Source organism: Methylobacterium sp. 092160098-2 (genome assembly GCF_028920805.1).
Lineage (GTDB): Bacteria > Pseudomonadota > Alphaproteobacteria > Rhizobiales > Beijerinckiaceae > Methylobacterium > Methylobacterium fujisawaense.
The window spans coordinates 1-13,223 of record NZ_JAQPZJ010000009.1; the positions used below are offsets into that span (position 1 = coordinate 1).

A 13,223-nucleotide genomic window follows, 5' to 3' on the forward strand; every position below is an offset into this window, starting at 1 on the left:
CGTATGTCCCGGCGAATGCATCACGCGGGCGTCGAGTTCGCCGATCTGGAAGGTCTCTCCGTCGGCGAAAATCCTGTCCCACTGCGAGCCGTCCGTGGGGAAATCGGCGGGCAGATTGTAGATGCCCTTCCACAGCGCCTGGACGTCGACGACGTGCTCGCCCGTCGCCGTCGGGGCGTCGGTGGCCTCCTTCAGGTACCGTGCCGCCGAGAGGTGGTCGGCATGGGGGTGGGTGTCGACGATCCACTCGACCCGCAATCCCTCGCCATGGACATAGGCGAGGATCGCATCGGCCGATCGCGTCGAGGTGGTCCCCGCCTTCTCGTCGAAGTCCAGCACAGGATCGATGATGGCGCAGCGGCGCGTCACCGGGCACGACACGACGTACTGGACGCTGCCGCTGGTGGCCTCGTGGAAGCCCTGCACGACGGGTCTGGGATCGGGGCCGGCCATGGTCATGCGCTCCCCAGTCGGTAGTACCAGTCCGACGCCCCGGTCTCGGGCTGGGCCGTGATCTCGTCGAAGGTGAGGGGCGGTGCGACGATGACGGGGTCGCCCGGCATCCAGCCCTCGGGGGTCGAGACGTCGGCCGCGTCGGTCGCCTGGAGGGCCGCCACCAGGCGCAGGACCTCGTCGACGCTGCGGCCCACGGTCATCGGGTAGGACACCGTCGCCCGGACGACGCCCTGCGTATCGATCACGAAGGTCGTCCGCACCGTGGCGCTCGACGTCGCGTTCGCCGGGAGCATGCCGTAGGCCCTGGCGATGCCCATCGCCGGGTCCTCCACGATGGGGAACGGCACGCGCACGCCGAAGCGATGCTCGATGCTGTGCTTCCAAGCGAGGTGGGAGGACAGGCTGTCGACCGACAGGGCGAGCAGGTCGCACCCGAGCTCCCGGAAGCGGTCCGATGCCTTCGCGAAGGCCACGAACTCGCTGGTGCAGACCGGCGTGAAGTCGGCCGGATGCGAAAAGAACACCAGCCAGCGCCCTCGGTACATGTCGAGCGAGCGCTCGCCCATCGTCGTCCTCGCGCGGAAGGGAGGCGCCACGTCACACAGGACGGGCGGGCCCGCGGCATTGACCACGTCAGGTCGGACGATGTCGCTTTCTAAATTCATGAAATGACGTATCCACGGCACAGATCCATCGATGACATGACAGTGCAGGCCCTTGCGCGCCCTGTCAATATATGTTCGTCTTGTGACTTAGAAGTCGATATATATTAATATATATTGATCGGATCGATCACTGCCCGCCCGGAGGTATCCATGGACGCGAAACGGATCACGCAGGACCTCTCCGTCTCGGGGCAGCTTGCGCCGAGCGAGGTCGGTGCCATCGTCGAGGCCGGCTTCCGCTCGATCATCTGCAACCGTCCTGACGGCGAGGCCGCCGACCAGCCGGCCTATGAGGAGGTCGCCACTCAGGCTCGCAAGGCTGGGCTGGAAATGACCTACCTGCCTGCCGTGTCAGGCGGCATCACCGAGAACGATGTCGCCGCCTTCACCGAGGCGATGCGCACCTCGCCGAAGCCCGTGTTGGCCTACTGCCGGACCGGCACCCGTTCGGCGACGTTGTGGTCGCTCGCCGAAGGCCGGCGTGGTCGTCCGCTTCCGGACATCCTCGCGGCGACGAAGGCCGCTGGGTATGACATGGCCGGCTCCGCCCGGCGCATCGCGGCCGGGAGGCGCTCGCCGAGCGACGATGGCGGGACGAGCTATACCGTGGTCATCGTAGGGGCCGGGGCGGCCGGCATCGCTGTCGCCGCGAGCCTGAAGGTGCGCAAGCCCGACCTCACGGTCGCGATCATCGACCCGGCGGACGTGCACTACTACCAGCCTGGTTGGACCCTGGTCGGATGCGGCGTGTTCACGGCCGACGAGACCGCCCGCACGATGGGGTCGCTGATTCCCGAGGGAGTGCATTGGATCAAGGCCGGCGTGGCGGCCTTCGAGCCTGACCGTAAGGCGGTCGTCCTGGAGGACGGCCGCGTCGTCCGCTACGACCGGCTCGTCGCGGCCCCGGGCCTGAAGTTGAATTGGGATGGGATCAACGGGCTCGCGGGTACGCTTGGGCGGAATGGCGTCACGTCGAACTACCGCTACGACCTCGCGCCCTACACTTGGGAACTCGTGCAGGGCCTGCGGAAGGGGCGTGCCGTGTTCACGCAGCCGCCGATGCCGATCAAGTGCGCCGGTGCCCCCCAGAAGGCGATGTACCTCTCGGCCGACCATTGGCAGCGGGCCAGCCTGCTGGGCGACGTAACGATCGATTTCTTCACAGCCACGCCCACTCTGTTCGGGGTCAAGGAGTACGTGCCGCCCCTGATGGAATACATCGAACGCTACCGGGCCGGCCTGCACCTGAGGCACAACCTCACGCGAATTGATGGGCCCGGCCGTCGGGCCTGGTTCACCCGGACCGGCGTGGACGGCGCGACCTCCGAGGTCGAGACGGACTTCGATATGCTGCATGTCGTGCCGCCGCAGCAGGCCCCGGACTTCGTGCGGGCTTCGCCCTTGGCCGACGCCGCCGGGTGGATCGAGGTCGATCACGCCACCCTCCGTCACGCGCGCTTCCCTGATGTCTACGCCCTGGGGGACGCTTGCAGCGCCCCCAACGCCAAGACCGCCGCGGCCGCGCGCAAGCAGGCACCCATCGTGGCGCACAACCTCCTGCATGAGATGGGCTTCGTGAAGGAGCCCGAGGCCGTCTATGACGGCTACGGCTCATGTCCGTTGACGGTCGAGCGGGGCAAGATCCTGCTCGCCGAGTTCGGCTACGGCGGCAAGCTCCTCCCAAGCTTTCCGTCTTGGTTCATCGACGGCACGAAACCGAGTGCTATGGCTTGGTTCCTCAAGGAACGCATGCTTCCGCCCATCTACTGGAGCGGGATGCTCAAGGGCCGGGAATGGATGGCCAAGCCGAAAGCCGCCGCCTGATCCGCCACCGCACCACGAACATCGGAAGGAAGATGCCCATGAGACACCGGACGTTCACCGTGGCCCTGTCGCTGTTCGCCATGATGGCAGCTCCCACCCTGGCAGCTGGTGAGGTACCAGACGGCGACCCCTGCGAGGTGCTCGTGGCCAATACGCGCGCCATCGTGCCGGGCGCAGTGCTGCGCGCGCGGCCGGTCGGCGTCCTGCTGATGCAGGACGAGCACGGGACGGACGAGAAGATCGTCGCCGTGCCGGCCGCGCGCCTGACCCGCCGCTACGATGCCGTGCGCGACCACACCGACCTGCCGGAGATCACGCGCCAGCAGATCCAGCACTTCTTCGAGCACTACAAGAGGGCGTCGCGTTGATTGTTCGCTGAGTTACGGTCGAGACGAACGGGTCGTGAACGGTTGCCGCCTCGGAAGAGCTGCGAGGGTGGCGGCTACACCGCTCGTGTGATCCCGGCGAGGGCCATTTCGCGATAGACGGTGGCGCGGCCGAGCCCGACCTGGCGCCCCGCTTCCGTAGGCGATAGCCCGGCTTGGACGAGTTTCAGGGCGGCCACGACCTTGTCCGGATCGACCGGTTGCCGGCCCGGACGCTTGCCTTTGGCACGGGCCGCCGCGATCCCGTCCTTGGTGCGCTCGGCGATCAGCCGCCGCTCGAAGTGGGCGATCGCACCGAAGACGTGGAAGACCAGTTCGCCGGCGGCCGAGCCGGTGTCGATCTTCTCCTCCAGGCTCACGAGCGCAATGCCGCGTTCCTTGAGCAGGTTTACGCTCGACAACAGCTCGGCGAGAGAGCGCCCGAGTCGGTCGAGGCGAACCACCGCCAGGGTGTCGCCGCGACGCGCGTAGGCGAGGAGTTCGGTCAGGCCGGGCCGGTCCATGCTCTTGCCCGACCGCACGTCGGTGAAGACGCAGATGGCGCCCGCCCGCTCGAGCCGCAGCGTCTGCCCCGCGACGTCCTGGTCTCCGGTCGACACCCGTGCGTAACCCAGCACGTCGCCCATGATCTCGTCCCGCAAACGTCCGTTCTCGGGACGCCCGCCGAGCCGATCCGGCGCAGGCTTCGTTCCCGTCCACTTAATGCGTCCCGTTAAGCATCCGTGTCCACAATGATCCCCTGCCTTCTCTGGACGGTGGGAGGATCGGGATGGCACGTCGGAGCCTGCTGACGGATGCCGAGCGCGAGCGGCTGTTCGGCGTGCCGACGGGTCGCGACGAACTTGTCCGGCGCTACACCCTAGACCTAACCGACCTGGCGCTCGTCTCGGGGCATCGAGGCGACGCGAACCGGCTCGGCTTCGCGCTACAGCTCGCGCTCCTGCGCGACCCCGGCTTCGGTCTCTCTGTCGCTACCGGCGCTCCCGAGGCGCTCGTCGTCTTCCTCGCCGAGCAACTCGGGATCGAGCCGAGCGCCTTTGCCGCTTACGCAGCCCGAGTCGCGACCGCGACCGAGCACGCTCGCGAGCTCGAGCGCGCCCTGGGCCTGCGCCCGGCGACGCGGGTGGATCTGCCGCTGATGATCGAGTCCGCCGCGGCTGCGGCGTGGCCGACAGACAAGGGAGGGCCGATCGCTGAAGGAATCATCCACGCGTTGCGCGACGTCCGCATCGTCCTGCCGACACCCGACACGATCGAACGCGCCGGGCTGGCCGGACGCGCTCGTGCGAGGAAGCGCGCCGCCGACGCTTTGCTCGCCGGCCTCTCGCACGAGCAGATCACAAGGCTCGATGCAATGCTGGCCGTGGATCCTGCGACCGGCCGCACGCTGCTTGCCTGGACGAGGGACCTGCCGGTCGCGCCCAAGCCTGACCACGTTCGCGAACTTGTGGACCGGCTGGCGATGGTGCGCGCGGTCGGTCTCGACCCCACCCTCACCAACCGGATCCACCCCGACCGGCTGCGCGCACTCGTGCGGGAGGGACAACTGTCGTCGCCCCACGCGATCGAACGCTACACGCCGCACCGACGCCGCGCCATCCTGGTCGCGGCGCTGCTCGACCTGGAGAGGCGATTGACCGACGCCGTGCTCGGCATGGCCGATCGGCTGATCGGTGCCAGCTTCACACGGGGGAAGAATGCCCGCGAGCGCACCTACACGGCGACCTCGCGTGACGTTGGCCGGCTCATGCGCCTGCTCCACGGCACGATCGAAGCGGTCGAGGCCGCGGTGCGCGACGGCGGCGACGCGCTCAGCGCGATCGACGGGGCGGTCGGGCTGGACCGGCTTATCCACGCTAAGCCTGACGCGGCTGCGATCGCTGACCTCGCGGAGGAGGATCCGCTGGTGCGCGCCGCCGACCGGCATGGCACCCTCAGGAAGTTCGCGCCGCTCCTTCTAGAGGCGATCGACTTCAGGGCGAGCCGGAGCACGGACCCCACGATTGCTGCTCTCGCCACCCTGCGTCAGCTTAACCGCTCCGGAAAACGCGACGTGCCCCGCGACGCGCCGATGCCGTTCAAGAAGGATTGGCGCAGGCTCGTCGCCGGTGCTGACGGCAAGGTCGACCGCAGGCTCTACGAGACTGCGGTGTTCGCCCACCTGCGTAACAAGTGGCGCTCGGGCGACGTCTGGGTGGAGCGCTCGGGCGAGTATCGTCGCTTCGACAGCTATCTCCTTCCTGCGGCCGAAGCTGCGCCCATCGTCACCGATCTCGACTTGCCGGCGAGCGGCGACGCGTGGCTGTCGGAGCGGGGCCGTGAACTCGACTGGCGCCTCCAGCGCTTCGCAGGCCGCCTGACCCGAGGCCAAGTCGAGGGCGTGTCCATGAAGAACGGCCGGCTGTCTATCGCGCCGGTGCGTTCCGCGACCCCGCCGGACGCGGCGGCGCTGGCCGAGCGCATCGACGCACTGATGCCGCGCGTGCGCGTCACCGACCTTCTTCACGAGGTGGCGCGCGAGACCGGCTTCCTCTCCGCCTTCACCAATCTGCGCACGCACCGGCCGGTCGACAACGAGGCCGCACTCCTGGCCGTGATCCTCGCCGACGCCACCAATCTCGGCCTGTCTCGCATGGCCGAGGCGAGCCAGGGCGTGACCCGCGACCAGCTTCTCTGGACCCGCGAAGCCTATATCCGCGATGAGACATACCGGGCCGCGCTCGCGCGCATCATCGACGCGCACCACGCGCTGCCGATCGCCTGTGTGTGGGGGGATGGCACCACCTCGGCGTCCGACGGTCAGTTCTTCCGGTCGGGCAAGCGCGGCGACGCCGCCGGCGAGGTCAACGCCCGCTACGGTGTCGATCCAGGCTTTGCCTTCTACACCCACACCTCTGATCAGCACGATCCCTTCCATGCGACCGTGATCTCGGCCACCGAGCACGAGGCGCCCTTCGTCCTCGACGGGCTTCTCCATCACGGCAGCGGCCTGAGCATCGCCGAGCACTACACCGATACTGGCGGCAGCACCGACCACGTCCACGCCCTGTGCGCGCTGCTGGGTTTCCGCTTTTGCCCCCGCCTGCGCGACTTCCCCGACCGCCGGCTCGCCTCGATCGAGCCCGCCGCACGATACCCGGCGCTGAAGCCCATCATGGGAAAGAGGGTGCGCGTCGAACTCATTCGCGAGCACTGGGGGGACATCATCCGCCTCGTAGCCTCGCTGAAGGCCGGCGTCGTCGCGCCCTCCGCGATGCTGAAGAAGCTTGCCGCCTACGAACGGCAGAACCAGCTCGACCTCGCGCTCGCCGAGATGGGCCGCATCTGCCGTACGTTGTTCATGCTCGACTGGCTCGAGGCGCCCGCGCTGCGCCGACGCTGCCATGCGGGACTGAACAAGTCCGAGCAGCGCCACGTTCTGGCCGGTGCCATCTGCACCTACAAACAGGGACGCATCGCCGACCGCTCGCGCGAGGCGCAGGAGTATCGCGCTTCGGGGCTCAACCTCGTCATCGCCGCCATCGTATATTGGAACTCGACCTACATGGCCGACGCGGTGGCGCACTTGCGTACGACGGTCGAGCCCGCGCCCGACGACCTGCTGAGCCACACCTCGCCCGTCGGGTGGGAGCACATCGCGCTCTCCGGAGACTTCCTCTGGGACCACGTCGCCATGCCGAGGGGCCGGCGGCCGCTCAACCTGCCGCGCCAACGTCGCGTTGCATGACGTTCACGCAGCGTTCTTCCTTGGCGTAACTGGGCGAACAACCAACGCGACGTCCTCATCAGGATCTCGCGCAGGAGGGTCAGGGTCGGATCGATCTCACGCTTCTTGCGCTCCTCGACGAGCGTCCGGACGATCTGCCAGAGGTCCTCGGGGGTCGTGAAGTAGTCGCGGCGGTCGCCCGGCATGTGCTGCAACCGAACGAGGTTCCAGGCCTGCAACTCCTTCAGCCCCATGCTGACATTCGAGCGCGAGACGCCGAGGCGCTCGACGATCTCGTCGGCGTTGAGCGGACGGACGGAGACGAAGAGCACGGCGTAGATCTGCCCGACGGTGCGGCTGATGCCCCAGCGCGATCCCATCTCACCGAAGTGCAGGACGAAGGTTTGAACCAGCGGCGGCAGTTGCATGATGGCGTCCCAGCGAAATCTCGGCGTTCCGGATCACCCGGCCTTCAGCCAAGCCCGAAGAACGAAGGCGACGAGGCCGAGCGCCAGCACCGAGCTCGTCCAGATGATCACCAGCCAAGCGAGCCTCTGCCAGAGCGGCCCCGGTTCGGCGGGGAGGCGAGCCATCAGTGATAGCCCGCCGCATCGACCTTGCCGCGGAACACCCAGTAGGAATAGGCCGTGTAGATCAGGATGGTCGGGATCAGGACGGCCGCGCCGACGAGGACGAAGACCTGACTGGAGTGCGGCGCGGCCGCCTGCCAGATGCTGACGCGGCCGGGCACCACATCGGGGAAGATGCTGATCCCCAACCCGATGAACGACAGCAGGAACAACCCCAAGGCGATCAGGAAGGGCCAGCGGTCACTCCCGCCCTTGAGCGTGCGGAAGAATAGGTAGCCGGCCACCGCGACCAGCAGCGGCACCTGGGTGGTGAGCAACACGTTCGGCATGGCGAACCAGCGCTGCCAGTACTGACCCTCGAGGAACGGCGTGACCGCACTGACCGCCGCGATCGCCAGGACGGTGGCGGCGCCGAGCCAGAGCGACAGCGTGCGCGCGCGGTCATGCAGCGGGCCCTCGGTGCGCATCACCAGCCACGTCGCGCCGAGCAGCGCGTAGCCGCACAGAAGGCCGATCCCGACGAGGATGCTGAACGGCGAGAACCAGTCCCACCAGCCGCCCGCGTAGGCGCGCCCCTCCACCTTGATGCCCTGGAGCAGCGCCCCGAGGGCGATGCCCTGCGCCAGCGTCGCGACCACGGATCCGCCGGTGAACGCCACGTCCCAGAGCGCCCGATGGCGCGGGTCGCGCCAGCGGAACTCGAAGGCGACACCGCGGAAGACGAGCCCCAGCAGCATCGCGATGATCGGCGCGTAGAGCGCGGGCATGATGATGGCGTAGGCCAGCGGGAAAGCCGCGAATAGGCCGCCGCCGCCGAGCACCAGCCAGGTCTCGTTGCCGTCCCAGACCGGGGCGACCGAGTTCATCGCGGTGTCGCGCTCCGGTCCCGGCCGGAACGCCGGGAACAGGATGCCGATGCCGAGATCGAAGCCGTCCATGACGATGTAGGCAAACACCGCGAACGCGATGATGAACGCCCAGACGACGGTCAGATCGAAGCTGTAGGACATCGCGCTGCCTCACTCTGCCGGTTGGAGGGAGCGATCGGGGTCGACCGCGTGCGCTGGCGTGATGCCGGCCGTGCGGATCGGCGGTCCGACTTCCACCCCGTGCTCGCCCGGATGCGGCGGCTTTGCCATGAGACGCAGGATGTAGAGCACGCCCATCGAGAACACCGCGCCGTAGATGGCGATGAAGGCCAGAAGCGAAGCGCCCACCGCCGGGGCCGACAGCGGCGATGCGGAGTCCGTGGTGCGGAGCAGGCCATAGACGGTGAAGGGCTGGCGACCGACCTCGGTCGTGATCCAGCCGGCGACGACCGCCACGAAGCCGGCCGGCCCCATAGCAAGGGCGAAGCGGTGCAGCGGCCTCCACTCGCAGAGCCGGCCCTTGTAGCGGGCGACCAGGCTGATGAGGCCGAGCAGCAGCATCAGCATCCCGAGCCCGACCATGACGCGGAATGACCAGAACACCACCGGCACCGGCGGCCAGTTCTCGCGCGGCACGCTGTCGAGGCCCTTCATTGGCGCGTTCAGGTCGTGCTTGAGGATCAGCGACGACAGCTTCGGGACGGAGATCGCGTAGTCGACCCGCCCGGCCGCTTGGTTCGGCAGGCCGAACAGAACCAGGGGCGCGCCGTCCGGATGGCTCTCGTAATGGCCCTCCATCGCCATCACCTTGGCGGGCTGATGCTCCAGGGTGTTGAGGCCGTGTGCGTCCCCGGCCATGATCTGGATGGGTGCGACGATCGCCGCCATCCACATCGCCATCGAGAACATGGTCCGGATACCCTGGTTGTACGGGCTCAGCGTCGATCGGCGCTCACACAGCAGGTGCCAAGCGCCGACCGCGCCGACGACGAGGGATGTGGTCAGGTAGGCGGCCAGCACCATGTGGACGAGGCGGTAGGGGAAGGACGGGTTGAACACGATCGCCCACCAGTCCAACGGCACGAACTGGCCTTCGGCATTCGTGCCGTAGCCCTGAGGCGTCTGCATCCACGAGTTCACCGACAGGATCCAGAACGCCGAGAACAGGGTGCCGACGGCCACCATCAGGGTCGCGGCGAAGTGAAGGCGCGGTCCGACCTTGCGCATGCCGAACAGCATCACCCCGAGGAAGCCCGCCTCCAGGAAGAACGCCGACAGCACCTCGTAGGCCATCATCGGCCCGAGCACCGGACCGGTCTTGTCCGCGTAGACCGACCAGTTGGTGCCGAACTGGTAGGACATCACCAAGCCGGAGACGACGCCCATCGCGAAGGCGATGGCGAAGATTTTGATCCAGTACTTGAACAGGTCCATGAACACCGGCCGTCCGGTGACGAGCCACAGCCCCTCCAGCACGGCGAGGAAGCTCGCCAGCCCGATCGAGAACGCCGGGAACACGATGTGGAAGGCCACCGTGAACCCGAACTGCGCCCGGGCGAGGAGCAGGGCGTCGACGTTCGCAAACATAGGCAGCCTCCGATTGTCGATGAAGTCTGGTATTATCGTATTTTCAGAAATTATTGAAATAGCTAGGCGGGCGGTGGAGTTGACCTGACCGGTATTTTGGACCGGGCCAATTGAGAGGCTACTGCATGGTCGCACCCATGGGTAGCCGGAAGGCCAGATCCGGGTAGCTGACAGGCGCGGGTGGCCGATAGCCCAGCGACGAGTGCGGCCGGACGCGGTTGTAGGTAGTTTGCCAAAGACCGATCACGATCTGCGCCTCCTTCAGCGAGTAGAAGATCTCTTGTCTCAGGCACTCATCCCGAAGCTTGCCATTGAAGCTCTCGCAGTATCCGTTCTCCCACGGCGAGCCTGGCGCGATGTACTGGATCTGCGGCCCCGTCTTGGCGACCCACTTGCGCAGCGCCTTCGAGATCATCTCGGGGCCGTTATCGCAGCGGATGTGCTCCGGGATGCCGTGCAGGCACATGGCGTCGGCCAGCGCCTCGATCACACCTACGCTGTTGATGCGGCGCGCCACCTTCAGCGCCAGACATGTCCGGCTGTGCTCGTCGATCAGCGTCAGGATGCGCAGAGAGCGCCCATCGTGGGTCTGGGCCTGCACGAAGTCGAAGCTCCAGACGTGGTTGCGGTGGAGTGGCCGCAGGCGCACGCATGAGCCGTCGTTCAGCCAGAGATGGCTGCGCGGCCGGTGCTTTTGCGGGACCTTCAGCCCCTCGCGACGCCAGATGCGCTGAACCCGGTCCTTGCCCACCTGCCAGCCGTCTGCCTGCAGCAGCGCGGTCACGCGGCGGTAGCCGTAGCGCCCGTACTCGGACGCCAGGGCGATGATGGCCCGGGTCAGCGCATCCTCGTCGGCCAGCAGAGTCGGCACGTAGCGCTGCGTGCCGCGGTGCTGGCCGACGATCCGACAGGCATGGCGCTCCGAGAGACCATACTTCTCACGAATGCCGTCCACTGCCTGCCGACGTCGCTCCGGGGCTAGATGGGGTATTCGGGGTGCCTCGCGCGGCGGAAGCGGCGGCATGATGGCGCTTCGATCCAATCCCGGAGCCCCACCATGAGCGAGCAGCACCACGTCGGCCTCGATGTCTCCGTGAAGGAGACCGCAATCTGCATCGTCGATCCCCATGGTAAGGTCGTGCACCGGGCCACCGTCGAGAGCCATCCCGAGGTGATCGGCCGGCACCTGATCGACCTCGGCCACAGCTACGCGCGTGTCGGCCTGGAGGCGGGACCGCTCTCACCGTGGCTCTACGCCGGCCTGGTCGAAGCCGGACTGCCGGCGATCTGCGTCGAGACCCGCCACATGCATGCGGCCCTCTCGGCCCGCATCAACAAGACCGACCGCAACGACGCGATGGGCATAGCCCAGATGATGCGGGTCGGCCTGTTCAAGCCGGTCCACGTCAAAACGCCGGCCAGCCAGCAACGCCGCCTGCTCCTGACCTCGCGCAAGCTGCTTCAGCGCAAGGCTTACGACATCGAGAGCGACCTGCGCGGCCAACTGCGCAACTTCGGCCTCAAAGTCGGTGTCGTGGGGGCTGCCGGTTTCGAGCAGCGCGTACGCGACCTCGTGCTCGATCTGCCCTTCGTCGCGGCCGTGGTCCTGCCGCTGCTGGAGGCGCGCTCGGCGCTGCGGACCCAACTGGCCAAGCTGCACAAAATGCTGCTGGACCAGGTCCGCACCGACCCGGTCTGCCGGCGCTTGATGACCGCGCCCGGCGTCGGGCCGGTCGTGGCGTTGACCTACCGTACCTGCGTCGACAACCCAGCCCGCTTCGGACGATCGCAATGCGTCGGGGCGCATTATGGTCTGACGCCGCGGCTCTACCAGTCCGGCGAGACGAAGCGGGTCGGCCGAGTCTCGAAGTGCGGCGACACGATGATGCGCGCCGCACTGTATGAGGCCGCGCTCGTGCTGCTGACTGGCCCTCGGGTTCGATGGTCCTCGCTGAAGGTCTGGGGGCTGGCTGTGGCCAAGCGCAGAGGCATGCAGAAGGCCCTCGTGGCCGTCGCCCGCAAGCTGGCGATCGTGCTGCATCGGATGTGGCGCGACGAGAAGGATTTCCGCTGGTCGACCGAAGCCGCGACGGCGGCCTGAAGCTTACGGATCAGCATCACGTAACACCGAGCTCCTCCGGCGTGGAGGAGGTCCCTGTGGGGACGATGGGAGCGGGTGAGACCGAGGAAACTCGAGCGTCGGTTCTGCCGGGCGCGCGGCTTAGATGGATCCGCCCACTCCCTCTAACCCCATCATGAGGCGGCGCTCGCCGACCTCGGAGAGAAGCAAGAGCTCCACAGGGCCGATCACGCGTCGAACCAGGATGCGCACGAAAGGGCGTTGACCGATGAACCCCGAATAGAGAACAAGTTTCCCGCGGCGACGTCCGCCAGCACCTGCTTCTCCAAGGACAAGTCAGCCACGAGCCGGCGCAATCGCGCGTTCTCGCGCTCCAAGTCCTTCATCTTCCTGGCCTGGTCGACTTGGAGACCGCCGTACTCCTTGCGCCAGCGATAATAGCTCTGCTCGGAGATCTCCGCCTCCTTGCACGCTAGCGCCAAGCTCTTGCCTTGTGCCGTCTGCACCTCGATCTGGCGCAGCTTCAGCACGACCTGCTCCGCGCTCGTCTTCTGACCTCGCCGCATGTCCGACTCCTCCGGTCCTGGCTGATCCTCTCAATCAGCCCGGTCCAAAGCCAGCCGGTCAGGTCACCCCTTATCGAGAATGAATGGGTCACGCTCCCGCTCGAAGCGGCTCATCCATGGCTCCCCGATATGCTGCCGTCGGCCGATCCCCACGAACCCGGTCCTTTTGCCCTATCCGACCCGGATCGAACGTGCGCGATCCTCACCGAGGCAGGCTTCAAGAACGTAATTATCCACTCCTTCGAGGCTGGCATGCGGATCGGAACGGGCGCGACCGCACTTCAGGACGCTGCCGACTACCTGTTCCAGATCGGGCCGATCGCTCAACAATTGCGCGAGCAGCCTGACCCCACGCAGATCGAGATCCGGCGAGCCATCATGCGAGAACTGGCAAGCCGACATCGACCGGAAGGCGTGTTCCTGAACGCGGCTGTCTGGATCGTAACAGCGACCGCTTGAAAGGAGTGACGCTGTGCCGGCACGGCCCAGCTTTT

The 13,223-nt window shown here is 67.1% G+C and carries 10 protein-coding genes and 4 pseudogenes; 5 read left to right on the forward strand and 9 right to left on the reverse strand.

All coding sequences use genetic code 11. From position 1 onward, the window contains the following. Positions 1–453 (reverse strand): MBL fold metallo-hydrolase (locus tag PQI07_RS37280; protein ID WP_446721025.1); only part of this gene is annotated, 453 nt, incomplete at its 3' end. Positions 454–455: 2 nt separating this feature from the next. Then, on the reverse strand, positions 456–1,121 hold the full coding sequence (locus PQI07_RS37285; RefSeq protein WP_043075144.1) for a peroxiredoxin: 666 nt from the start codon (positions 1,119–1,121) through the stop codon (positions 456–458). A gap of 150 nt (positions 1,122–1,271) precedes the next feature. Between PQI07_RS37285 and PQI07_RS37290 the strand changes: the two genes are divergently transcribed. Further along, positions 1,272–2,945 (forward strand): bifunctional protein tyrosine phosphatase family protein/NAD(P)/FAD-dependent oxidoreductase, encoded by a 1,674-nt coding sequence (locus PQI07_RS37290; RefSeq protein WP_007568984.1) that lies wholly within the window; start codon positions 1,272–1,274, stop codon positions 2,943–2,945. Then, positions 2,852–3,298: pseudogene (locus PQI07_RS37295) on the forward strand (inorganic diphosphatase); the annotation flags it as partial. The gene PQI07_RS37290 and the pseudogene PQI07_RS37295, both read left to right, overlap by 94 nt. Positions 3,299–3,387: 89 nt before the next feature. Here the strand turns inward: PQI07_RS37295 and PQI07_RS37300 are convergent. Further along, positions 3,388–3,957, reverse strand: a complete 570-nt coding sequence (locus tag PQI07_RS37300) for a recombinase family protein (protein ID WP_043075164.1) — start codon at positions 3,955–3,957, stop codon at positions 3,388–3,390. A gap of 143 nt (positions 3,958–4,100) precedes the next feature. Here PQI07_RS37300 and PQI07_RS37305 point away from each other — a divergent pair, with 143 nt between their 5' ends. Beyond that, positions 4,101–7,058 carry a Tn3 family transposase gene (locus PQI07_RS37305; RefSeq protein WP_053622085.1) on the forward strand — a complete coding sequence of 986 codons (2,958 nt, stop codon included), beginning with the start codon at positions 4,101–4,103 and terminating at the stop codon, positions 7,056–7,058. Between the two features lie 56 nt (positions 7,059–7,114). Here PQI07_RS37305 and PQI07_RS37310 read toward each other — a convergent pair. From PQI07_RS37310 to PQI07_RS37330, 5 genes and pseudogenes are all read right to left on the reverse strand, one after another. Beyond that, positions 7,115–7,465 (reverse strand): annotated as a pseudogene (locus tag PQI07_RS37310) (GbsR/MarR family transcriptional regulator); the annotation flags it as partial. A gap of 33 nt (positions 7,466–7,498) precedes the next feature. Further along, positions 7,499–7,630, reverse strand: a complete 132-nt coding sequence (locus PQI07_RS37315) for a DUF2474 domain-containing protein (RefSeq protein WP_083461074.1) — start codon at positions 7,628–7,630, stop codon at positions 7,499–7,501. Further along, on the reverse strand, positions 7,630–8,637 hold the full coding sequence (gene cydB, locus PQI07_RS37320; RefSeq protein ID WP_043075350.1) for a cytochrome d ubiquinol oxidase subunit II: 1,008 nt from the start codon (positions 8,635–8,637) through the stop codon (positions 7,630–7,632). Before cydB ends, PQI07_RS37315 begins: the two co-directional genes overlap by 1 nt. 9 nt (positions 8,638–8,646) lie before the next feature. Then, positions 8,647–10,083 carry a cytochrome ubiquinol oxidase subunit I gene (locus PQI07_RS37325; RefSeq protein ID WP_043075351.1) on the reverse strand — a complete coding sequence of 479 codons (1,437 nt, stop codon included), beginning with the start codon at positions 10,081–10,083 and terminating at the stop codon, positions 8,647–8,649. Between the two features lie 118 nt (positions 10,084–10,201). After that, a pseudogene (locus PQI07_RS37330) lies at positions 10,202–11,065 on the reverse strand (IS3 family transposase); the annotation flags it as partial. Positions 11,066–11,140: 75 nt separating this feature from the next. On the opposite strand from PQI07_RS37330, the gene PQI07_RS37335 reads away from it, so the two are divergent. After that, positions 11,141–12,184 carry an IS110 family RNA-guided transposase gene (locus PQI07_RS37335; RefSeq protein ID WP_274926645.1) on the forward strand — a complete coding sequence of 348 codons (1,044 nt, stop codon included), beginning with the start codon at positions 11,141–11,143 and terminating at the stop codon, positions 12,182–12,184. Positions 12,185–12,450: 266 nt separating this feature from the next. Here PQI07_RS37335 and PQI07_RS37340 read toward each other — a convergent pair. Then, a pseudogene (locus tag PQI07_RS37340) lies at positions 12,451–12,729 on the reverse strand (transposase); the annotation flags it as partial. Positions 12,730–12,858: 129 nt separating this feature from the next. On the opposite strand from PQI07_RS37340, the gene PQI07_RS37345 reads away from it, so the two are divergent. Continuing rightward, positions 12,859–13,188 (forward strand): hypothetical protein, encoded by a 330-nt coding sequence (locus PQI07_RS37345; RefSeq protein WP_052516997.1) that lies wholly within the window; start codon positions 12,859–12,861, stop codon positions 13,186–13,188. The last annotated feature ends 35 nt before the right edge of the window (positions 13,189–13,223 follow it).